The following is a 19,417-nucleotide window of genomic DNA, read 5'->3' on the forward strand; positions in this document are numbered from 1 at the left end:
GCGACCCACGCCGAAGGTCCGTCGACCGTTCTCATCCGTGAATCCCGTCGATACTGTCGAAGCGATCATGGTCGACTCAACGTCGTATATCTGACGGAAGCCGGTCCCGACGCGCGCGATGGCCTTTCTCGTTATGCCAGCAGCCCGGCTCGTTGTGCCAGCGGACGTAGTCCTGGTGTCACTGCTCGCCTTTCCTTGGTCATCAGGTCGAGCAGGATCGCCCGCGCCTGAACGTTCGCGTGGACCTGCTCGGCGGCTACCCGCTCGGCTTCGAGCAGGTGCAGCACCGCGGTGGACCTGTCCGCCGACGACATGAACGCGGCTGCGGCCAAGTCGATGTGCACCTGCGCCCGCCGTCCGACGATGACGGTCGGCAGCCGCGAGGTGTCGAGGCGCGACCCGAGTTCCAGGGCATGCTCGGCCTTCCGGGACCGGACGGCGGCGGAGACGGAATGGATGGCCACGTTCGTCGGGCCGAAGGCCGTCCACAGCCGATTCCGTTCCGCGCCGAGGTCGGCTGCCAGCCGCTCGGCCCGCGACAGGTACTGGGCAGATTCCTTCGTGTTGTCCTGCCCAGCCGACATGACGGCAGCGAGAAGGAGCAGGGCCCCCTGTGCTGACAGCAGGTCGGGATCGGCCGTCGGGTTGCCGGCGGCGAGGTGGTCGATGCTGCTGCGCGTGATCTCCTCGGCTTCACCCGCTCGGCCGGGTATCCGCAGGAGACCGCACGCGGCCTGATATGCCGCGATCGCCACGAGGGCCTGGTCGTCGCTGATTCTCGCGGCGGTCGCGGCTCTGTCGGCACTGAGCAGCGCGGTTTCTCCGTCGCCGACCTTGGCCGCGAGCTTGGCTGCCGCGAGGTAGGCGCCGGCGAGCAGGCGGAAGGCATCCCTGCTATGGGGCCCCGAGGGGTCGTTGGTCAGTTCGGTTGCCTGGCGCAGCACGTCGGGCAGCAGGCGGGCGGCAGACGAGTAACTCGCCCGTTGGTAGAGATCGTGGATACGCCGGACGGACCGTCGAAGCTGGGCGACGGACTGGGCTGGCGGGGCCGGCGGCGTGAGGTAGTCGGTCAGGAAGCTCCGCACGCCACTCAGAAGCTCCGGCCGGGCAGCACTCGGGCTGCTGGCGTCGTGGTCCTGAGTTCCGTCTCCCATAGCCTGCCCTCGGCGCTTGGCCACCGACACGTCGGCGAGCATGTCGTCGACTTGTTCGAGCGTAACGCCCAACGCGAAGGCGATCCGGGTTCTGTGCCAGGGATGCGGGTCCGTCTCGGCGTTCTCCCACCTCACCACCGTGGACCGCTCCACGCCCAGGATGTCGGCCAAGCGCTCCTGGCTGTATCCCAACGCTTTCCGGCGCTGGCAGAACCGGTGCCGCTTCAACGCCATGCTCGGCCTCCCTCCGTTCTGTCGTCAATGTAGTCACCGTGCGTTGAACTGGTGGGGCGGCTTATGCCTCATTTCTGCGTCATACGGGCTCCGTCGGCGCTGTAGTTCCGCGTCTCCTCGCCCCCGAAGCTGGTGGCACGGCCCGGGGCGGGTGCTGGCTCCGGCGGTGCCGCGCCCCCGATCGCGGCGTGACCGCCGCTCCCGCCCGCCCCGGCGCCGCCACCCGACCCCGCGACTCCGGAGGCGCCCACCGATGCCCGCCGTACCCGTCGACTTCCCCGACCCGACCCCGCTCGCCACCCAGGCCCCACCGACCGTGCGCGCCCCAGCACCGGCAAGCGACCCCGCACCCGTCCCGCACACTGGCCGCGTGACGGCGCACCCAGCCGGCGCGGGGCGGCTGTCGTGATCGACGAGACGGCGGGCCGGTTCTGGGCGGCGATGCAGGACCGCTGCCCCGGTCAGTTGCCCGAGCGGGACGCCGCGCTGCTGCACGCCACCCTGCTGCGCCTGCTCGACGGCGGCGAAGACCGGTCGGCGCGACTGGCGTCGCTGCGGGTGCTCGGCTGCGCGTACCGCGATCTCGGTTGGCGGCCCTGGCACGCGGCGGCGCTCGGCGGCGCGTTGCTGGCCGTGCCCGGCGTGCGGTGGCGGCGGGTGTGGCGGCTGGTCGAGCGGACCGCGGCCCGGGTGGGTGATGGCCCGGCCTGGTGGCCGGCCGAGGTGGTCGACCACGATCGCGCCGCCGAGGGCGTCGCGGCGCTGACGGTACGCCCGTGGCGGCGGCTGCCGCACCGGCCCGGCCAGGCGGTGCCGGTGTGCACGCCCCGCCACGCTGGACGGTGGCGGTGGCTGTCGCCGGCCAACGCGCCGCGCGCGGACGGCACGGTGGAGTTCCACGTCCGTACCGTCGGCTGCGTCTCCGGCAGCCTGGTCCATGAGGTACGCCCCGGCGAGCTGCTCTACCTCGGTCCGCCGGCCGATTCCGGGCTGGAGTTGGTCGACGGAGAGGACGATCTGCTGCTGGTGGCCGGTGGCACCGGGCTGGCGCCGCTGCGTGCCCTGGTCGAACAGGTCGCCGGCGCACCGGCTCGTCGGCGGGTGACGCTGATCGTCGGCGCGCGCACCTTCACCGACGTGTACGACGCGATCGCGTTGGACAAGCTCCAGCAGGCCCACGACTGGCTGCGGATCGTGCCGGCGTTCTCCGACGAGCCGGAGGCCGAGCCGGCCGAGCAGTGCACCGCGATCGGCCTGGCGATCCACCACCACCGGCCCGGTCAGCACGTGTACGCGTGCGGGCCGCCCGCCATGCTCGCCGCCGCCCGCCGCTGGCTGCCCATCGCCGGCGTGCCCGCCGACCGCCTGCACCTGCCCGCGCTCGCGCAGCGCGCATGATGAACGGCGGGAATCGACGCCACGAAAGTGCACTCCGCAATTGGCAGACGGAAATAATCGGCGCTGGAAATTCCACCGGTTCGCTGAATGATTGCGCGACGGCAAAAATATCGGCATGGCGACAGGAGGTGCCGGGCGCCACCCCTGGTGATCAGGGAAGACGCCTTCCTATTCTGGTTGGACGAAGGTATTCATCAATGTCCAGCGGGGTGTGGAATGGCTTTTCCGCGTGCGTACCGAAGGATGGTGGCCGCCGTTCTCGGCGGCCTCCTGATCGTCGCCGGCATGCCCGGGCCGGGGATGGCGGCGGTGAACCGAGAGATGGCCGACTACCTGGCGGCCCACCCGGGCGGGGTGGCGGTGAGCGCCAACGAGATCAGCTACGGCGACGGCGCGGTGCTGGTCACGCTGCGCGAGCCCGTCGGCACCTACGCGCTGGCCGACTGCCCCTATGGCTGGTACTGCTTCTACGACCGGCCCAACTTCGGCTATCCGCGGGGCAAGCTCTCCGACTGTGGCCGGCAGAACCTCGCGACCTGGCAGTGGCAGTTCCGGGTGGCGTCCGCGCACTACAACATCTCCAGCGGATCGGTCACGTTCTACTACGGCACCACCGCGTTGTTCAGCGTCGGCGCCGGCAACCGGGTTCGTGCCGACGCCGCGCCCTATCGAGACTGGGCCAACTACGTCAACCGTCCCTGTTAGTCGGCTTCGGGTCGGCGCACGGCCGGTCGGCGATGGTGTTGGTGCGCCCGCTGTCCAGGAACAGATAGGAAGCGAGCGTCTCGTTGCCGGCGCCGATCTTCTCGTGACTGAGCAGTCGGCCGGTCTTCTCGTCGAACTGCAACGTCTCGCGCTGACCTTTGACGTTGTCCGCACTGATCGCGTACCCGTCCCGGCCGGCGCGATCGGGGTAGCTGCCACTGTCGATGATGCCCTCGGTCCCGGCGAGCAACCGCAGCAGCGTCGCCCGCTGCGGCGCCGAGAGCGGCCAGAACCGGTACATCTCGGCGACCAGTTCCAGCAGGCCGGCCGCGTTCCGTAGCTCCGGCGGCCGACCGGCGAGCAGGCTGGCGACCTGCGCGCGCAGTTCGGCCGGGTCCGCCGACGGTGCCGGCGGCACCTCGGTCAGCTCGTTCGGGCCGAGCGGCGCGGGCTTCGGCCGGGACCGCCGGCCGTGGTCGACGGGCTGGACGGTGCGCCGGCCGGTGCCCTCCCGGGTCCACCAGAGCCGTTCCTCGCGGAACCGCTTCGGATTCTCCGAGTGCGGCTTGAGGTCCTTCGGCGACCACACCCGCAGGCAGACGAACGCGTACCGGCCGTGGCTCGGCGGCTCCGACACCCGCGCCACCCGGGCGGCGATCCGGTCGAGCTGCACGCCCGGGCCGACCGGCGCGAACGGCGTGCCCACGCGATCGTCGTCGCGGCTGGTCGGCGGCGTCTCGGTCCGGTTGGACGGCATCGCCGTCGGCGGGACGCTCCGGTCGGATACGCCTGCCCCCGCCAGCACCGGCACGAGGCTGATGCCGAGCGCGACGAGAGTCGCCGGGGCAGCGATCCGACGCCAGGCGCCGTTTCCGGCCGGGCCGGCCGGTGCCCGCCGCCCGATGCGGGAGCGCCACCGCCCGCCGGTCCGATCCGCCGCGGCGTTCCGGTTGCGCAGGTGGGGTGTCAGCCGGGCCTGGCCCGCATCGATGGCGGGCACCGCGTTGCGCGGCAGAGTCGGCGTGGCGCGGTGCCGCCCCGGGGCGTGCCCCGCGCCGGGAAGCTGGTCCCAGCCGGAGGGCCGGGACGTGTCGAACCGCCCGGGCGCCGGCGTACCGGTGCCGGAGGCCGGCGGCGTCACCTTGCGGTGGTGCTCCTCGCGGTGCGCCTCCACCAGGTACGCGGCCAGTCGGAAGCACCACCGGGCACCGTCCGGGCTCACGTTGTCGTAGGTGGCGGCGGCGAGCGCGTGGGCGACCATCGACAGCCGGAACTGCGTACGCCACTCCGGACGCCAGTTGCCGTCGTCGGCGTACGCCGTTCCGGCGTCGTGTGTGAGCCGCACGATGTCGGCCAGTGCCCGGGGCAGTTGGCCCGGTGCGAGCTTGTCCGGCCGGACCAGGTAGCGCAGGAGAGCGTCCGCCTGCCGGGGCGGCAGGCCGGGCGGCCACGCCCCGTCCGGGCCGGGTCGCGGCGCCACCCACCGCAGGACCATGGACATCAGGATGGCGCCCAGGTCGCGGGCCAGCGATGCCCGACTCTCGTACGACTCGAAGTCGATCAGGTAGAACGTGCTCGGGCGGGGGATGCCGTCGACGGTCGCCGGGATCAGCACGTTGCCGCCGTGGAGGTCGCCGTGCGAACGCCCGACCAGGTAGCGGATGCGGAGGTCGCCGAAGAGCCCGCCCGGCTCGGCCAGCCGCAACGGATTCGGCAGCACCCGGCCGTCGACGTCCACCCAGTCCCCGTCCAGATCGCCGAGCCCGAGCTGGTCGGCGGCCGGGCGGATCGCCCCGAGCGCCTTCGCCGCCGTCAGTTCACGCTCGACGTACTGTCGCACCGTGGTGGAGGTGGTGGGCGGCCCGCCGTCTCCGGCCGGGCGGTTCCAGTCCGTCGGCAGGGCGGTCACCACCTTGCGGTACGCCGTGACGAGGAGGTCGTCGTCCTCGATCTCGTCCAGGGCGACCACCGGGTCACCGCCGTTGGCGACGTCCTGGAAGGAGAGGTGACGACCGTCGCTCACCCACTGCCAGCCGTGGTGCTCCTTGACCATGTGTCGTCGGGCGAAGCCGCCGCCCTCCGCCTTCGCCAGCGTGTGCCGGCCGGGCTCGGGGGATCCGTGCCCGCCCGCCGGGTGCACCTTGACCAGTTTCTTGCGGTCGCCGGTGAGCCCCGGGCCGGTCGGGCTCTCCACGCTGATAGTGAACAGATAGGCGGCGGTGTATCCGTGCTGGGGTTCCTCCTGTGGCAGCACCTCGGCGGTGCCGCCCTTGCTGGCCGCCCACTTTCGTAGTGCCGCCAGCACGGGCGCGTCCCGGAGCCACGCCGGTGTGTCGTCGAGACCTTCGTCCATCGTGGTCGTTGTGCTTTCTGGTGATGAGGGGTGTGGTCGGGACTGAGTCCCGGATCAACGTACCGGAGTCCGACCAAAGTGCCCAGTACCTCGCGGGTCGGGACGAAGCCGTACTTATCGGTAGTTCAGTGATCACGTTAAGGTGTGATCAAGAAGCGGACAGTAACATCTAGTGGCGTAGATGTACGATCGGGTCGGCGGACCGGGAGGTTGGCGTGACGGACCGGACTGATTCCCTGCTCAGGCGTCAGGTCGACCCGGCCATGATGTCGCTGCTGCGGGCCATGTCGGTCTGCCACTCCCGCGCCCAACGCCTCGACGCGCTGCGCACCACGGTCTCCGTCGTCATCGCCGGCGCCGGCGCGACCGTCGCCTTCACCGGCGTGTCGGCCACCGCCGTCACCGCGCTCGGCGCGCTCTGGGCCGTGGTCAACGCGCTCGGGCTCGCCTCCTGGTCACGCGGGCAGCTCCGGCGGGCCGCCACCATCCAGGAGATGTTCGACGTCGACCTGTTCCGCCTGCCCTGGAACGCGGTGGCGGCCGGTGACCGGGTCGCCGCGCACGAGGTCAGCCGGCTCGACCGGGCGTTTCGGGGCACCGAACGCTATCTGCGCGACTACTACGAGATCCCGGAACTGCCCGCCCCGTACGACGTCCTCGCCTGCCAGCAGCAGAGCCTCGGCTGGGGCGCGCGGCTGCGCCGCCGCTACGCGTACACCGTGCTCGTCGCGGTGGCGACCTGGGCGGCGGTCGGCGTCGGTTACGGAGTGCTCGCCGGCCTGACCGTGGCGCACCTGCTGCTCGCCTGGTTCGTGCCGTCGCTCGGCGCGCTGCTGCTCGGCGTCGAGATCTACCGGGGGCAGCGCGAGATCGCAATCGATCGCGACCGGGCCATGACCATCGTCGAGGGCCACATCGCCTCGGCCGTCCGCGACCCGGCCACTGACGTCGGCGACCTGCTCACCGTGGCCCGTCAGGTGCAGGACCTGCTCTTCCGCAGCCGCTGCACCCAGCCCCGCGTGCCGAACTGGTTCTTCCGGCGGTTCCACGCCGCCGACCGGGTCGACTTCCAGTCCACGATGGCGGGCCTCGGTCAGGTGCTGAACCCGGCGACGCGGCTCGACGGCTGATCCTGTGGGGCCGCGCGGAGCGCTTGACGCCGGTACCGTCCCTCGGGTGCACACCGAAGACCCGCTGGCCGGGTTCACGCCGGCCCGGGCGTACACCAAGGATGTCGTCGCCGACGCGCCCGCCGCACCCGGCGTGCACCTGGTGCTCGACGGCGGCGTGGTCGCCTACGTCGGCCGCACCGGCAACCTGCGCGCCCGGCTGCGGCAGCACCTCACCGGCAACCGCGACTCGTCGGTGCTGCACGAGCAGGTCGGCCAGCTCCTCGACACGCCGGGCCGCGCCGCGACCCGCGACGACATCGCCGGGTGGCTGGGGCGGTGCGAGGTCCGCTGGCAGGAGACCGACAACCCCGAGGGTACGAAGGAAGCGCTGGTCCTGGCGCTGCGTCCCCGCTTCAACCGTCAGGTGCCCCGCTCCCGTTGAGGGCGGGCCGCGCGCAGCGCGTCGACCACGACCGCCCACCGGCTCGGCGTCATCTCGTCCGGGGAGCGCAGCACGTCCCCGTCGTGCACCACCACCCCCGCCTCCCGCAACAGCCGGAGATTCGGCGCGTAGGCCGGATGCGCGGCCAGCGCGGCGTTCACCCGGGGGAAGACGTGGATCGGCAGCCCGGTGCCGAGCAGTTCGTTGAGGATGCCCAGCGCCAGCGTGTCGCTCGCGCCGGCCGCCCACTTGTTCAGCGTGTTGAAGGTGGCCGGCACGACCGCGGCGGCGTCGGCGGGCGGGTGCGGCTCGGGGTCGCCGGGGCGACGCCACTCGACGCGTACCGGATGACCGGTCTGCGCGGCGAGCGCGTCGCGGTCGAGCCAGCTTCCCGCGATCGGGGTGGCGATGAGGCAGACCCGCCACCCGTCGGCGGCGAGCAGGTCGGCGAGTTCGCCGATCCGCTGGGCCGGGGGAGCGGCGCAGACGACGAGGTGGAGCACCGGCGCGTCACTCATGCCCGCAAGTCTTACCCGGAAACGCTCCCGCCCGAGCACCCTCGGTGGATGCTCGGGCGGGGTGAGGTGTTAGGCGGGGGCCCCGCCTATACCGAATGCGTTAAGAGGGGGCCCCGCCTTTCTGGGTCACGCCGTTGACCTTCAGCGTGTACGGGGCGTACTGCTGGACCTGCTCGGTGGGCTCGTCGTAGGCGACCACGGCGACCACCTTCGGGAAGAGCGCGAGCAGCGCGAGCTGCGCCCGGTTGAGCGTCAGGCTCGACTTGCCGTTGAACTCGAACTGCCAGGCCAGCGAGTGCTTCTCGTCCAGGCCGATGAGCCGCACGTTCCAGTTGTGCACCGCGATCGGCTTGATCTCGGTGGGCGAGTCGAACGCGGCGAGGCTGCTGCCGTCGCTGACCGTGGTGCCGCCGAGCGTGACGTCGTCGACGAGCAGACCGCCCTCGTTGACGCCGCCGTCGCTGACGTAGCGGAAGCCGAGCAGGATGTTCTTCCCGGCGTACGCGGACAGGTCGAAGCTGTGCGGCTCGAACCCGTCGGTGGTGCCGTTGAGCGCCGGGCCGAGCGGGCCGTCGATGGTCTTGTCACCGGCGACCGGCGTGTAGGTGGCGCCGCCGTCGGTGGAGACCACCACGTAGCCGTAGTCGAAGCCGAGCTCCGCGCCGTACTTGGCGAGGAAGCGCAGCGTCGGGTCGGCGGTCGGCACGGTGACCGGGGTGACCGCGGCGGCGTCGGTGTTGTCGGCGTTGCCGGAGAACAGCACCGGGTTACCGGCGCGGTCCGGGTCGTTCGTCACGACGGTCCAGGCCAGCGGCAGCGCCGGCAGCGTCTTCGCGCCCTGGAACGACAGCGACCGCAGGTCACGGCCGCGCAGTACGGTGCCGTCGGCCTTGGCCAGCGGGACGTAGTCGGCGCCGTTGGGTGCCGCGCCGGACGTGGCGTACGCGGCCGGGTTGGCCAGGTTGACGGTGGAGCGCAGGCTCTTCGTGGTCACCCGGCTCTTCGGTACGCCGAGCATGATGCCCGTGCGCGACTCCCCGACGATCTTGTCGACCAGCGTCATGGTCTGGTAGTCGTGGATCACCTGGTACATGTTCTTCGCGCCCTCGGCCTTGAGCGCGGCGTCCAGGCTGGCCAGCCCCTGGAGATCGGCGTCGTTGTGCAGCCGGTGGACGATGTCGTTGCCGTAGCGGTCGTACAGGAACTGGATGAACGCGTACGCGTTGCCGTAGTCGGCGAGCACCGCGTTCGGGTTGGGGTTCTCGCCCCACAGGTTCAGCGAGTTCTCCGGGCCGCCGCAGTCGCGCGGGTTCGCGTTGTACGGCGTCTGCACCGTGCCGAAGCCCTGCTGGCAGTAGAGGTGGCTGTCCGCGCCCCGGTCGAAGACGGTGGCCTTCGTGTCCACGTACCCGGTGATGGTCTGGGCGAAGTCGGAGAGGCCCTCGTTCATCCAGGTGGTCTCGAACGGGTCGCTGTAGTAGTGCGCCAGGTGCTGCCACTCGTGCGCGAACGTGCCCTCGTAGCTGAACGGGCGGGCCGGGCGGCTGGTGCACAGGTCGCCGGTCGGCTCGTCCGGCGGGTTCGCGCCGGTGCGGTGCAGCCAGTCGAACGCGTCGACGGTCATCACGTTCCGGTCGAACAGCTCGTTGAGCTGCGCCGAGAAGAAGCCGGCGATGTAGGTCGGCGCGGCCGGGAAGTCGTAGAAGTTGTCGTCCCGGACGTTGTCGATCAGGGTGACCGTCTTGTTGCCGCCGCCGGTGTAGTCACCGCCGTTGCCCTGGGCGTCCGGCGGGATCTGGGCGTTGCTGCCGTCGCGGTCCGGCGGCCGGCTGAACGCCACCGTCTCCTTCGGGTACATGTTCGTGTCGAACTCGTGCACGAAGCTCTGCACCTGCGCGTCGGTGATCTGCGTCGACGTGGGGATCTGGTTGCGGCAGTCGTCGGCCGGGAACGCGATGTCGTTGGCGACCCACACCTCGACGTTGTCGCCGACGCCGCGCAGCGTGTAGTCCTTGCGGTAGTAGCTGCCCTGGAAGTCGTCCATGCCGAGCCACTGCCGGACGGTGCCGACCGGCGGGGTCGGCGCGGCGGCCGCCTTCGAGCGGGCCTGGGCGCGCTTCTGGTAGCTGGCCGGGGTCTTGACCGGCTTGCCGTCGAGCGTGAAGTCCTTGCGGGTCAGCTCGCGGGTGTCGTCGGTGGCCGGCGTGGCCTTGGTGGGCGCGGCCTGGGCGGGCGCGGCGGATGCGGCCGTCGCGGGCAGGACGCCGAGGAACGGTAGGACGAGTGCGATGGCTGCGGTACCGGCGATCCGGCTGCGTGCCATTGGCCCCCCTTGTCGGGTGTGCGGAATCCGGCCGACGGGGTCACCGTCGCGTGCGCCGGAGAGACATTCACGTCGTTCGTACGCCACACTGTTGCCTTTGGCAACCAGTCGAACGTGTTAAGAAGGGGCCCCGCCTCTACCGGATGCGTTAAGAAGGGGCCCCGCCTTGCAGGTCATCGAGAGTGTGCTGCGCGACGTGCGCGAGGGCGCGCACCGCGGCGTCGTCGTCGACTCGCCGCCGGGGGCGGGGAAGTCCACGCTCGTCGTCCGCGCCGCCGCCGAGTTGGCCACCATCGGGGACCCGCTGATGATCGTGGCGCAGACCAACGAGCAGGTCGACGACCTCATCGACCGGCTCGGGCGAAAGGCGCCGGAGCTGCGCGTCGGGCGGCTCTCCGCAGCCGACTACCGGCCCACCGACCGGGTGACGGGCCACCCGGCGGTCCGGGTCGCGGCGAAGGTCGCCGACCTCGGCGGCCCGGCCGTCACCATCGGTACGGCGGCCAAGTGGGCCACCGTGCCCGAGGGGTCCTGGCCGTGGGCGATCGTCGACGAGGCGTACCAGATGCGGGCGGACGCGCTGCTGCGCGTGGCCGGCCGGTTCGAGCGGGCGCTGTTCGTCGGCGACCCCGGGCAGCTCGACCCGTTCTCCGCCGTCGAGACCGCTCGCTGGACCGGCCTGACCTGGGACCCGATGCAGTCGGCGGTGGCCACGCTGCTGCGGCACAACCCGGACCTGCCGGTGCACCGGCTGCCGGTGTCGTGGCGGCTGCCGGCCTCCGCCGCGCCGGTGGTGTCCGCCGCGTTCTACCCGTTCACCGGCTTCCGGGCCGGCACCGGGCCGGCCGACCGGGCGCTGACGTTCACCGGGGCCGGTCCGGGTGACGGCTACGACGCCTCGGTCGAGCTGGCCGCCGCGACCGGCTGGGCGTTGCACGAGCTGCCGGCGCGACACACCGTGCGTACCGACGCCGAGGCCGCCACGGCCTGCGCGGAGCTGGCGCTGCGGGTGCTGGCGCGCGGCGCGGTCGCGGTCAGCGAGGCGGCGCCCGGCGGTGCGCCGGTGAGCGCGGACCGGATCGCCGTCGGCGCCGCGCACCGCGACCAGGTAGCGGCCATCCGGTCCCGGCTGGGCGCGGCCGGCGCGGGCGTCACGGTGGACACCGCCAACCGGCTCCAGGGCCGGGAGTACGACGTGACGATCGTGTTGCACCCGCTCTCCGGCCGGCGCGACGCGACCGCGTTCCACCTGGAGTCGGGGCGGCTGTGCGTGCTGGCGTCCCGGCACCGGCACGCCTGCGTGGTGGTGGCCCGGGCCGGCATCGGTGAGCTGCTCGACGCGTACCCGTCGACCGAGCCGGTGCACCTGGACGTGCCGGTGAAGTTCCCGGACGGGTGGGAGGCCAACCAGACCGTCCTCACCCACCTGGACGCGCACCGGGCCTGAGTACGCACACCCGGGTACGCGCACCTGTCGGAAACGACGGGCGGGCCGGCCGGGCGGTCCGTTCGGATCTTCCGGCGGGGGCGGGCGGTGGGCAGGATGGCCGGGTGCATCCTTACGACCCGTACCAACAGCAGCCGCCGTATGCCGCGTACCACCCGCCGCAGCCGGAGGAGGACGGGCTCAACTGGACGACGGTCCTCTGGGTCGCGGTGCCGGCGCTGCTGGTGATCCTCTGCTGTGCCGGGTGCGTGGTCTCCGGGTTCGCCGGGGCGTTCATGGAGGGTTTCCAGGAGGGCTACTCGTCGTCGTAGCCGGCGGGCCGCACCTCGACGCGCGCGGCTGGCGGTGGTGCGTTAGACAGGGATCATGACCGTGAGCGTGCTGCCCTGGCTGGGCGGGGCCCTGGTGGCGGTGGCCGCCGGGTTCCTCGCCACGGTGCTGCCCAAGCGCCGCGAGCGCGATCGGGGCCGCCGGGTCGCCTGGTCGTCGGCGCGGGCGGCGATCCACGACGCCACCGTCAGCCGGGACGCGGCCACCACGCCGGTGCCCGAGGCGGACCGGTTGCTGGCCCGCGCCGAGCTGCTCGCCGCCGCGCGCGACGGCGGCGCGGACGCGGCCCGGGAGGCGACCGCGCACGCGCGTCGCGCCGACGAGCTGTGGCGGGCCGGCCGATGAGGGTACGCCGGGAGCTGCTGCGCTGGTCCCTGTTGGCGGTGGCGGCGGCGGTGTTGGCGGTGTTCCTGGTGGCGCAGCGGCAGAGCGTCGACGTCAGCTACGGGCGTTCGCCGTCGTCCGCCTCGCTGCCGGGGGAGGGGTCCGCGGGCGAGCTGAGCGACGCGACGGTCCCCTCGGTGGCGGAGATGACCGCGCTGGTCGCGGCCGATCCGGTGGTTCGCCTGCCCGGCGCGACCGCGCGCTGGGACACCGCGCGCGTCCGGGCCGCCATCGGCGGTGACGACACCCGCATCCTGGTCGCCCCGCCGGGGCTGGACGAGGCGGAACGCCGGCGGGTCAAGGACGTCGAGAACGCCGCGATCCGGATCGTCGGCACCGAGGTCAGCGGCGGGTTCTACGTGGCCACCGCGGACGACCTGCCGGGCTGGCGGGCGCAGTTCGCCACCGGCGACGTCACCGGGCAGGTGCTCGCGCTGCTCGCCGGGCTCCGCGAGCAGCCGTCCCCGCCCGACCGCGACGACCTGCGCTGGCGGGAGCCGACCACCGCCGAGCTGGCCCCGGTGACCGCCGCGCTGCGGGCCACCGGCCGGTACGTCGGGGCCGGTGCCACGCTGCCCCGGCTGCCGGAGCGGACCGCCGAGGACGCGTTCCCGGACGGGGCCTGGTTCGTGGTGCTGCCGGCCCAGCCGTACGGGGTGCCGCTGCCGGCGTACGGGCCGGCGTTGCACCGGCTCGCCCCGGACCGGCCGGTGGTGGTGATGTACGGCGGCTGGATCGAGTACCACGGTCCGGGCGCGGCGGACTTCGCCGAGGTGGCCGGCGCCAGCTTCTACGCGCAGTACGGCGGCCGACTCAGCCGCTACGCCTATCCGCAGCTCAACGTGCTCGGCGCGTACCTGGCCCGGGTCACCGACGTGCGGTACGCGGGGCTGTTCGACAGGCCGCTGCCGTACCGGCCGTTCGACCCGTTGCGGGTGGCGTTGCCGGCGCTGCCGTGGCTCTTCGCCGGCTGCGTGGCCGGCTTCGTGGTGCTGTCGATCCGTACCGTGCGCGGCGCCGGTCGGGGGCGGCCGGACGACGTCGGGCCGGGCGGCACGCCGGCGCGGCTGGCCGGGCTCTCCGCGCTGGCCGTGGAGCTGTCCCTGCTCACCGACGCGCGCAGCGACCCGGCGCTGGTGCGGGGCGTCGGCCGGCTGCGCGCCGCCCGGTACGCGCTCGACGACGGGCTGCCCGAGAAGCACGTACGCGGCCTGCTGGCGGACGCGGCGGCCGAGCTGGACGGCGTGGCCCGGGAGGTGCGGATGCCCGGCTACCGTCCGGACGTCTACCTGCGCGGGAGGCTGTCGTGACCGGCACCGAGCGTCGACGGGTCGGCACCGCGCGCGGGCGGGCCGGCACCGCGCGTCGGCAGGTCGGAACCGCGCGTCGGCGGGCCGGGACCGAGCGCGGGCGGGCCGGCACCGCGCGTCGGCCGGTGGGCGCCGTGCGCCGGCTGCTGGGCCGGCTGGTCGGGACCGCGTTCGGCCGGGCGGTGCTGGCCTGCCTGGTGCTGGCCGGCTGGGCGCTGTGGACCGGCGGCCTGTTCGACGGGCCGGCCGCCCGGCAGGTACGCGCCTCGTCGGTCTACGCGGCGTCCGGCGTGGAGCTGGACCGGGCCGCCGCCGAGCGGGTCATCGGCAACCGCCGGCTGGTGGTGCTGATGATGCGACCCGGCACCGACCTGGCCGGGACGTGCGACGACACCGAACGGGCCACCCGGGGCACGCTGGTGCTGGCGATGAGCCGGGACGGCGACGACTGGGACACGTACGGCTGTTCCCGCCTCGGCGGCGACAGCCCGCGCGACGTCGGCCGGTCCGTGGTGGTGGAGACCGTGATCGGCCAGGGCGCGGACGCGTTCGTGGACCGGCCGGTCGAGGCGCTGAAGGTGATCGTGCTCAACTACGACCGGCTGGTCCGCACCGGCCTGGTGCCGGACGGCGCTCGGACCATCAGCCCGTCGCTGCCGCGCTACCTGCTGGCCGGCGGCGCGCTCGGCGGCGTGGTGGCCGGCGCGGCGGTGCTCTGGTTCGGGGGCCGGCGGGCCGGCCGGCTGGCCGACGCGCGGCGGGCCGGGCGGGACGCGCGCGCCGACGAGCGGGCCGCGTTGGGCGCGGCGACCGCCGTGCTCGCCCAGCAGATCATCGACCTGGACCGGGCCGGCGGGCCGGGCGGGTCGGCGTACCGGCGGCTGGCCGGCGACTACGTCGGGCTGCTCGACGAGGTGTCCGGATCGGACGCCGGGGACCCGGCGGTGGGCCGGCTGCGGGAGCGGGTGGACGAGTTGAGCCGGCGGGCGGCGGAGCTGGCGGATGAGGCGGCGGTCGCCGCGCCGGGGTCGACGCGGACGCGCGGACGGGGCCGGCGGTGACCCGCCGGCCCCGTCCCCGGAGCGTCGTCAGCGCCCGGCGGCGACCACCGTGGCGGCCGGCCAGCTGTCGCTGAAGATCTGGGCGGGCGTGGCGCTGCGGGCGGCGAAGCCGAACAGCGAGTCGACCCGGGCGGCCTCGGTGGAGCTGGGGTACGGGTTGGTGCAGCTGGTGCCGGCGCTGCCGCCGGACATCAGGATGGCGCAGTTGCCGTTGTAGTTGTCCGGCAGGCCGAGGATGTGGCCGATCTCGTGCGTCATGATGCGCAGCGGCGAGTACTGCTGGGCCTGGTTGTAGTCGATGACCACGCGACCGTTGCCGAGGCTGGTGCGCTGGGCGTACGACCCGCCGCCGTAGGTGTAGTAGATCATCAGGTTCGACCCGCACTGGGCCATGTTGATGTTGTTGGTGTAGTTGTTCCAGATCGACGCCGCCTGCACCGCCGTGCTGGCGAACGGGCCGGCCTGGCTGGTGTTGTAGCAGACGTTGCGGACCGCGGCGGAGGCCGGTGCCGGGTTGACGGCGACCGCGCCCAGCGCCGACAGCGTCACGGCCGCGAGGGTGGCGAGGATCCGGGACAGCTTCGGCGTACGCATGGTTCACACTCCTGGGGGATGGGGGGTGTGCGGACGCCGACAGCCTATCGATACAGATCGATCGATATCAAGGTCTGTCAGGTGGCGGCGTGCGGATCGGCCGCGTTCAGCTCGGCGACCACCCGGTCGTACTCGCCACGCGTCGCCGCGTGCCGGAGGAACTTCACGCGCTCGACCTGGATCTCCGTGGCGTCCGGCTGCGCCTCCAGCAACGCCACCACCTCGGCCACGAACTCGTCCAGCGGCATGGCGAACTCGCTGCTCTCCTGCCCGGGCAGCAGCCCGGTCCGCACCGCCGGCGGCACCAGCTCCACCACCCGTACGCCGGTCTCGGCGAGTTGGAGCCGGATCGACTCGCTGAGCATGTGGATCGCGGCCTTGGACGCGTTGTAGCTCGGGGTGACCCGCAGCGGCACGAACGCCAGACCGGACGAGACGGTGACGATGGTGGCGTTCCCGCGCTGCCGCAGGTGCTCGACGAACGCGCCGATCAGCCGGATCGGACCGAGCACGTTGGTGGTCACCACCTCCTCGGCCGAGGCGAGGAACGTCTCGGGTGAGCGCCAGTCCTCGATCCGCATCACGCCGGCCATGGCCACCACGACGTTGAGGTCCGGGTGCCGGGCCAGCACCGCCTTCGCCGCCGCCGTGACGCTCGCCGGGTCGGTGGTGTCGATCGGCACGGTGTCCAGGCCCGGGTGGGTCGCGGCGATCTCGTCGAGCAGCTCGGTACGCCGGCCGCCGACGATCACCGTGTTGCCCCGGTCCCGCAGGGCGAGCGCCAGCGCCAGGCCGATCCCGCTGGTGGCGCCCGGAATGAAGATGGTGTTCCCGGAGATGTCCATGCCGTCAGCATGGCCGGTCCGTGGTGGCCGGGGCAGAGTTCCGTGATCGGGGGATCCCGGATCCCTGGTTCGCGTCGCCCGGCGGCGGATACTCGGATCATGGACCGGATCGCCCTGGCCGACTTCCTCCGCCGCCGCCGCGAGGCGCTGCGCCCCGGTGACGTCGGGCTGCCGCCGGGTGCCCGGCGGCGTGCCCCCGGCCTGCGGCGGGAGGAGGTCGCCGCGCTCGCCGCCATGTCCACCGACTACTACACCCGGCTGGAGCAGCGGCGCGGTCCGCAGCCCAGCCCGAACCTGCTCGCCGGGCTGGCCCGGGCGCTGCGGTTGACCGGCGACGAACGCGACTACCTGTTCCGGGTGGCCGGGCACAGCCCGCCCGAGGCGATCTCCACCGCCACCCACGTCGCGCCGGCGCTGCTGCGGGTGCTGGACCGGCTGGCGGACACGCCGGCGCTGATCCTGTCGAACCTGGGGGAGACGCTGGAGCAGAACCGGTTGGCCGCCGCGCTGCTCGGCGAGCGGACCGGCCACACCGGGCCGGCCCGCAGCGGGATCTTCAGGTGGTTCACCGACCCGGCCGAGCGGGCCCGCTACCCGGTCGACGATCACGACCGGCAGAGCCGCGCGCAGGTCGCCAACCTGCGTGCCGCGTACGGTCAGCTGGGTCCCCGCTCCCGCGCCGGTGAGCTGGTCCGGGTGCTGCGCGCGGCCAGCGACGAGTTCGCCGGGCTGTGGGAGCGGCACGAGGTGGCGCAGCGCTACGCCGACCACAAGACGCTGATCCACCCGGAACTCGGCCCGATCGAGCTGGACTGCCAGGTGCTGTTCACCGAGGACCAGTCCCAGGCGCTGCTCGTGCTCACCGCGCCGCCGCGCAGCGAGGGCGCGGAGAAGCTGCGACTGCTCGCCGTGCTCGGACACGAGCACTTCCCAGCGTGAACCGGGCACAGGAACGGCTATTCACGCCGCCGGGAATCCCCGGTTTTGCTGTCAACCTCCCGTCACGCAGGGTGTTCTGCTGATCTCTTCCGGTCGATAGCGTCGGGCCACTGGCCGCCGACGAAGGGCCGACAATGGACAACAACGGACACCCGCTCGACCGCAGGCGACTCCTCGCCGGCGCGGCGGCGGCCTCGACGCTCACCCTGACCGGCCTGGCCGTCGCGCCCACCCCCGGCGCCGCCGCGGCCCCGGCCGGCGCCGGCACGCCGCTGGTGACCCGGGACCGGATCGCGACCGCCGCGTTGCGCGCGCCCGACGGCTCCGCGCCGGCGGTCCGGATCCGGGCCGACTTCTCCGACCGGCTCGCCGCCTGGCTGGCGTTCTGGTCGGCGAACTCCCCTCGCGCCTGGAGCGCGCCGACGCAGGTGGTCGCCCGGGTCGCGCCGGCCGGCGACGCGCTGGACCTGCACGCGGTCCGCTACCGCCGCGACGACGAGCCACGGGTCGGCTTCGCCGCCACCCGGCGCGACGCCACGCACCTGGCCACGCTGGCCAGCCTGCACCACCACTTCCCGAGCGTGCGCGTCCGGCCGGACGGGACGATCCGGATCGGCGACGGGCCCGCCGGCTTCACCGGCGCGCCGGAACAGGTCGCCTTCGCGGTCGCCGCCTGCCGTGGGCTGTGGGGCGACGCGGCGGCCACCGCCGACCGCTGGCGGGAGCACGCCGGCCGGGTCCTCGCCCGCGCCGGCCGGCCCGCCGACGCCGCCTCGCACGCCGGCTGGGCGGCCTTCACCCGGACCAGCCTGCGCCGCGGGCTGGGCACCGAATCGTACGAGTGACCGGAGGAGACAGATGGCCCGCAACGAGTTCCGCTTCGTGGTCGACGGCGTCGACCTGACACCCGACCAGCAGACCCTGATCGCCGGCGAGATCCAGAAGGCCGGCCTGGCCGCGCTGCGTACCGCCAACGCCAAGCTCGTCAACCCGCTCACCCTCGGCCACGGCAACATCCGCCTGCGGCCCGAGTGGTACGGGCTCTGGGTGCTCGACGGCGTGCTCGCGCAGGACCTCGGCCAGAAGATCAACGACATCGGGTTCTGGATCGAGCGGTGACCGACGCCGCCCGATCGGCCGGCCCGCCGGAGCGGATGTGCCCGAGCACGCCGGCGTCCAACGCCACAGTGTTCCTCGGCATGATCACACCGGCGGGCCGGGTGGCCTACGTGACGCCGGCCGTGCCGGCCGAGGTGGCGCTCGCCGGGGCCGACGACTCCGACGGACCGATCGAGTCCCGGGTCCGACTCGCCGGCCCCTGCGTCACCTCGTCCTGCGGCTTCTGGACCGGCTCGCACTGCGGCCTGGGCGCCCGGATGGCCGCCTCGTACACCGAGACCGCCCCGCCGGCCGAGGAGACGCTGCCGAAGTGCGCGATCCGGCGCACCTGCCGGTGGTTCGCCGAGCAGGGACCGGCGGCGTGCCCGGCCTGCTCGCACGTGGTCACCGACGCGCGGTGAGCGCGGGTGGCTGCCTGGCCCGGCCACGCACAGCCGCTGATCCTGGCGGCCGTGTCGTTCGCCTCGCTGCCGGAGCAGTCAGCCGGCGAACACCTGGTGTGACCCGTCGCGGACACGGCGGTAGCGCTCGTAGATCACGCGGGAGCTGAACATCCTGGTCTCGACCAGGTCGAGCGGGATGTCGGCGGTGACCGGCGGCAGGTACGGCGTGCCGCCACCCACCACGACCGGACACCGGTACATGCGCAGCTCGTCGACGAGGCCGAGCTCGATCGCGGCCCCGGCCAGCGCAGCGCCGCCGATCGAGAGGGGCCTGTCGGTCGACTCCAGCGCCAGGGCGATCTCCTCGGCCACCGACGCCTTGGCGAGCCGGGCGTTGCCCTGGACGTCATCGAGCGTACGGCTGAAGACGATCTTCGGCAGGTCGCGCCAGGTGTCGGCGAACGCGGCCCCGATCTCGGTATCGCGCATCGCCGGATCCGTCGCCCACACCAGCATGTTCTCGTAGAGCCGGCGGCCCAGCAGGTAGCCGCCGAGCTGGCCCACCTCCGCGTGGTGGAAGCGGATCAGCTCATCGTCATCGGGATCGTTCCAGTTGAACGAGCCCGCGCGGTCGGCGACGAAGCCGTCCACCGAGACGCTCATCGAGTACATCAGCATAGATTCACTCCTTCCCCGGTCGTATCTGGGCCACAGCCTGACACACCGGGACGATGTTCTGGCGCCTCGAGACTGCGGCGTCGCCGCC

Annotated in this window: 20 protein-coding genes; 13 read left to right on the forward strand and 7 right to left on the reverse strand. The window is 73.1% G+C overall.

The window, feature by feature from the left end:
- Positions 1-131 precede the first annotated feature (131 nt).
- On the reverse strand, positions 132-1,388 hold the full coding sequence (locus C8054_RS19770; RefSeq protein ID WP_107158700.1) for a helix-turn-helix transcriptional regulator: 1,257 nt from the start codon (positions 1,386-1,388) through the stop codon (positions 132-134).
- Between the two features lie 405 nt (positions 1,389-1,793).
- Here C8054_RS19770 and C8054_RS19780 point away from each other — a divergent pair, with 405 nt between their 5' ends.
- Both C8054_RS19780 and C8054_RS19785 read left to right on the forward strand, forming a co-directional pair.
- Positions 1,794-2,786 carry an oxidoreductase gene (locus C8054_RS19780; RefSeq protein WP_233219727.1) on the forward strand — a complete coding sequence of 331 codons (993 nt, stop codon included), beginning with the start codon at positions 1,794-1,796 and terminating at the stop codon, positions 2,784-2,786.
- A 216-nt stretch (positions 2,787-3,002) separates the two neighbouring features.
- Positions 3,003-3,491 (forward strand): hypothetical protein, encoded by a 489-nt coding sequence (locus tag C8054_RS19785; protein WP_146179942.1) that lies wholly within the window; start codon positions 3,003-3,005, stop codon positions 3,489-3,491.
- On the opposite strand, the gene C8054_RS19790 is transcribed toward C8054_RS19785, so the two are convergent.
- On the reverse strand, positions 3,475-5,844 hold the full coding sequence (locus C8054_RS19790) for a hypothetical protein (protein ID WP_107158706.1): 2,370 nt from the start codon (positions 5,842-5,844) through the stop codon (positions 3,475-3,477). The two genes, C8054_RS19785 and C8054_RS19790, sit on opposite strands and share 17 nt — an antisense overlap.
- Positions 5,845-6,059: 215 nt before the next feature.
- On the opposite strand from C8054_RS19790, the gene C8054_RS19795 reads away from it, so the two are divergent.
- On the forward strand, positions 6,060-6,974 hold the full coding sequence (locus C8054_RS19795) for an S-4TM family putative pore-forming effector (RefSeq protein WP_146179943.1): 915 nt from the start codon (positions 6,060-6,062) through the stop codon (positions 6,972-6,974).
- A 46-nt stretch (positions 6,975-7,020) separates the two neighbouring features.
- On the forward strand, positions 7,021-7,398 hold the full coding sequence (locus C8054_RS19800) for a hypothetical protein (protein ID WP_107158710.1): 378 nt from the start codon (positions 7,021-7,023) through the stop codon (positions 7,396-7,398).
- On the opposite strand, the gene C8054_RS19805 is transcribed toward C8054_RS19800, so the two are convergent.
- Positions 7,377-7,916 (reverse strand): flavoprotein, encoded by a 540-nt coding sequence (locus C8054_RS19805; RefSeq protein WP_107158712.1) that lies wholly within the window; start codon positions 7,914-7,916, stop codon positions 7,377-7,379. The genes C8054_RS19800 and C8054_RS19805 overlap by 22 nt on opposite strands.
- A 100-nt stretch (positions 7,917-8,016) precedes the next feature.
- The gene (locus tag C8054_RS19810; RefSeq protein WP_107158714.1) at positions 8,017-10,239 is read right to left on the reverse strand and encodes an immune inhibitor A domain-containing protein; all 2,223 of its coding nucleotides are present in this window, start codon (positions 10,237-10,239) and stop codon (positions 8,017-8,019) included.
- Positions 10,240-10,405: 166 nt separating this feature from the next.
- Between C8054_RS19810 and C8054_RS19815 the strand changes: the two genes are divergently transcribed.
- The 5 genes from C8054_RS19815 (at position 10,406) to C8054_RS19835 (ending at position 14,771) form a co-directional block, all read left to right on the forward strand.
- A complete protein-coding gene (locus C8054_RS19815; protein WP_107158716.1) occupies positions 10,406-11,686 on the forward strand; it encodes an AAA family ATPase in 1,281 nt (426 codons plus the stop codon).
- Between the two features lie 104 nt (positions 11,687-11,790).
- Positions 11,791-11,997, forward strand: a complete 207-nt coding sequence (locus C8054_RS19820) for a hypothetical protein (protein ID WP_233219728.1) — start codon at positions 11,791-11,793, stop codon at positions 11,995-11,997.
- A gap of 55 nt (positions 11,998-12,052) precedes the next feature.
- Positions 12,053-12,361 (forward strand): DUF6403 family protein, encoded by a 309-nt coding sequence (locus C8054_RS19825; protein ID WP_107158718.1) that lies wholly within the window; start codon positions 12,053-12,055, stop codon positions 12,359-12,361.
- Complete coding sequence (locus C8054_RS19830; RefSeq protein WP_107158800.1) at positions 12,358-13,710, forward strand: hypothetical protein; 1,353 nt, start codon at positions 12,358-12,360, stop codon at positions 13,708-13,710. Before C8054_RS19825 ends, C8054_RS19830 begins: the two co-directional genes overlap by 4 nt.
- Positions 13,707-14,771, forward strand: a complete 1,065-nt coding sequence (locus C8054_RS19835) for a hypothetical protein (RefSeq protein ID WP_233219732.1) — start codon at positions 13,707-13,709, stop codon at positions 14,769-14,771. The genes C8054_RS19830 and C8054_RS19835 overlap by 4 nt, the downstream gene beginning before the upstream one ends.
- 27 nt (positions 14,772-14,798) lie before the next feature.
- Here C8054_RS19835 and C8054_RS19840 read toward each other — a convergent pair whose 3' ends face one another.
- Positions 14,799-15,365: a snapalysin family zinc-dependent metalloprotease gene (locus C8054_RS19840; protein ID WP_107158720.1), complete on the reverse strand. Its 567-nt coding sequence runs from the start codon at positions 15,363-15,365 to the stop codon at positions 14,799-14,801.
- A 77-nt stretch (positions 15,366-15,442) separates the two neighbouring features.
- Complete coding sequence (locus tag C8054_RS19845) at positions 15,443-16,210, reverse strand: SDR family oxidoreductase (protein ID WP_107158722.1); 768 nt, start codon at positions 16,208-16,210, stop codon at positions 15,443-15,445.
- A gap of 99 nt (positions 16,211-16,309) precedes the next feature.
- On the opposite strand from C8054_RS19845, the gene C8054_RS19850 reads away from it, so the two are divergent.
- From C8054_RS19850 to C8054_RS19865, 4 genes are all read left to right on the forward strand, one after another.
- The gene (locus C8054_RS19850; RefSeq protein ID WP_199199850.1) at positions 16,310-17,149 is read left to right on the forward strand and encodes a helix-turn-helix transcriptional regulator; all 840 of its coding nucleotides are present in this window, start codon (positions 16,310-16,312) and stop codon (positions 17,147-17,149) included.
- A 134-nt stretch (positions 17,150-17,283) separates the two neighbouring features.
- Complete coding sequence (locus C8054_RS19855; RefSeq protein ID WP_107158725.1) at positions 17,284-17,994, forward strand: hypothetical protein; 711 nt, start codon at positions 17,284-17,286, stop codon at positions 17,992-17,994.
- 13 nt (positions 17,995-18,007) lie between these two features.
- A complete protein-coding gene (locus C8054_RS19860; RefSeq protein ID WP_107158727.1) occupies positions 18,008-18,268 on the forward strand; it encodes a hypothetical protein in 261 nt (86 codons plus the stop codon).
- Positions 18,265-18,669 (forward strand): hypothetical protein, encoded by a 405-nt coding sequence (locus C8054_RS19865; protein WP_107158729.1) that lies wholly within the window; start codon positions 18,265-18,267, stop codon positions 18,667-18,669. The genes C8054_RS19860 and C8054_RS19865 overlap by 4 nt, the downstream gene beginning before the upstream one ends.
- Before the next feature lie 78 nt (positions 18,670-18,747).
- Here C8054_RS19865 and C8054_RS19870 read toward each other — a convergent pair whose 3' ends face one another.
- Positions 18,748-19,329: a dihydrofolate reductase family protein gene (locus C8054_RS19870; protein ID WP_107158731.1), complete on the reverse strand. Its 582-nt coding sequence runs from the start codon at positions 19,327-19,329 to the stop codon at positions 18,748-18,750.
- Between the last annotated feature and the right edge of the window lie 88 nt (positions 19,330-19,417).

The organism is Micromonospora sp. RP3T (genome assembly GCF_003027925.1).
GTDB lineage: Bacteria > Actinomycetota > Actinomycetes > Mycobacteriales > Micromonosporaceae > Micromonospora.